The sequence below is a fragment of the Aurantimonas sp. C2-5-R2 genome, assembly GCF_036549495.1.
In the GTDB taxonomy this organism is placed as follows: domain Bacteria; phylum Pseudomonadota; class Alphaproteobacteria; order Rhizobiales; family Rhizobiaceae; genus Aurantimonas; species Aurantimonas coralicida_A.
This window is the reverse complement of sequence record NZ_JAZHLJ010000195.1, coordinates 1-2201: the sequence shown is the minus strand read 5'-3', so window position 1 is coordinate 2201 and position 2201 is coordinate 1. Positions and strand designations below refer to the sequence as shown.

The following is a 2201-nucleotide window of genomic DNA, read 5'->3' as shown; positions in this document are numbered from 1 at the left end:
CCCCGTCGTCAGCCTTTGAGGAGTTCGACGAGGGTTTTGCCGAGCTGGGCCGGGGAGGGCGAGACGCGGATGCCGGCGTCTTCCATCGCCGCGATCTTGTCCTCCGCGCCGCCCTTGCCGCCGGAGACCACCGCCCCGGCATGGCCCATGGTGCGGCCCTTCGGCGCCGTCCGCCCGGCAATGAAGCCGACCGTCGGCTTCGAGCGGCCTTTCTTCGCCTCGTCCTTGAGGAACTGCGCCGCCTCTTCCTCGGCCGCGCCGCCAATCTCGCCGATCATGATGATCGACTGGGTTGCGTCGTCGGCCAGGAACAGCTCCAGCATGTCGATGAACTCGGTGCCCTTCACCGGATCGCCGCCGATGCCCACCGCCGTCGTCTGGCCGAGCCCCTCGCTGGTGGTCTGGAACACCGCCTCGTAGGTCAACGTGCCGGAGCGCGAGACGATGCCGACATTGCCCTTCTTGAAGATGTTGCCCGGCATGATGCCGATCTTGCATTCGTTGGGGGTCAGGACGCCGGGGCAGTTCGGCCCGAGGAGCCGCGATTTGGATGTGTCGAGCCTGGCCTTGACCTTGACCATGTCCATCACCGGGATGCCTTCGGTGATGCAGACGATCAGGCCGATCTCGGCGGCGATCGCCTCCTCGATCGCGGCGGCCGCGCCCGCCGGCGGCACGTAGATCACGCTGGCGTCGGCGCCGGTCTTGGCTTTCGCTTCGGCGACCGAGGCGAAGATCGGCAGCTCGACGGCGCGGCCGTCGGCGCTGCCCTGCCAGGTCTCGCCGCCCTTCTTGGGATGCGTGCCGGCGACCATCTTTGTGCCGTGATAAGCCAGCGCCTGTTCGGTATGGAACGAGCCGGTCTTGCCGGTCAGACCTTGGACGATGATCTTGGTGTTCTTGTCGACGAGGATGGACATGGTTTTCGCGAGACTCCGTTAGGGTCGGTCAGCAGAAAGGAAAAAGAAAGGCGGTGGGCAGCGAGAGGAGGCCACCCACCGTGAAAAGGGTCAGCCCACGGCCTTGACGATTTTCTGCGCCGCGTCGTCGAGATCGTCGGCGGCGGTGATGGCGAGGCCGCTGTCGTTGAGGATCGCCTTGCCCTTGTCGACATTGGTGCCTTCCAGCCGCACCACCAGCGGCACTTTCAACCCGACTTCCTTGACCGCCGCGACGACGCCCTCGGCGATCACGTCGCAGCGCATGATGCCGCCGAAGATATTGACCAATATGCCCTTGACGTTCGGGTCCGAGGTGATGATCTTGAACGCCTCGGTGACCTTTTCCTTGGTCGCGCCGCCGCCAACGTCGAGGAAGTTCGCCGGCTCCTTGCCGTACAGCTTGATGATGTCCATCGTCGCCATGGCGAGACCGGCGCCGTTGACCATGCAGCCGATGTCGCCGTCGAGCGCCACATAGGCCAGATCGTGCTTCGACGCCTCGATCTCCTTGGCGTCCTCTTCCGATTCGTCGCGCAGCGCCTTGATGTCGTCATGGCGATAGAGCGCGTTGCCGTCGAACGAGACCTTGGCGTCGAGCACCCTGAGATGCCCGTCCTTCAAGACGATCAGCGGGTTGATCTCGAGAAGGCTCATGTCCTTCTCGGTGTAGGCCTTGTAGAGGATCGGAAAGAGCGTCATCCCGTCGGCGCGGGCCGGCCCGTCGAGCTTCAGCGCGTCGCAGAGTTTCGCCGCGTCGGCCTCGGTGACGCCGGCGAGCGGGTCGATCGCGACAGTGTGGATCTTTTCCGGCGTTGCCTCGGCCACCGCCTCGATGTCCATGCCGCCCTCGGTCGAGACGACGAAGGCGACGCGGCCGACCGTGCGGTCGACGAGCAGCGACAGATAGAGCTCGCGATCGATATCGGCGCCGTCCTCGATATAGAGGCGGTTGACCTGTTTGCCGGCCGGGCCGGTCTGCTTGGTGACCAGCGTGTTGCCGAGCATCTCTTTGACGTCGGCGACGACGGCCTCGATCGATTTGGCCAGCCGGACGCCGCCCTTGGCGCCTTCACCGAGTTCGGTGAACTTGCCCTTGCCGCGGCCGCCGGCGTGGATCTGGCTCTTGACCACATAGACCGGCCCCGGCAACTGCCGCGCCGCGGCCTCGGCCTGCGAGGCCTCGGTGATCGCCACGCCCGCCGCCACCGGCGCCCCAAAACCCTTGAGAACTTGCTTGGCCTGATATTCGTGGATGTTCAT

2 protein-coding genes are annotated in these 2201 nt (G+C 65.4%); both read right to left on the bottom strand.

Going from position 1 to position 2201, the window contains the following annotated elements; translation table 11 throughout:
• Positions 1-8 precede the first annotated feature (8 nt).
• Complete coding sequence (gene sucD / locus VQ044_RS24840) at positions 9-920, bottom strand: succinate--CoA ligase subunit alpha (protein WP_327625261.1); 912 nt, start codon at positions 918-920, stop codon at positions 9-11.
• Between the two features lie 90 nt (positions 921-1010).
• On the bottom strand, positions 1011-2201 hold a 1191-nt coding region (sucC, locus tag VQ044_RS24835; protein WP_327650314.1), incomplete at its 5' end, for an ADP-forming succinate--CoA ligase subunit beta.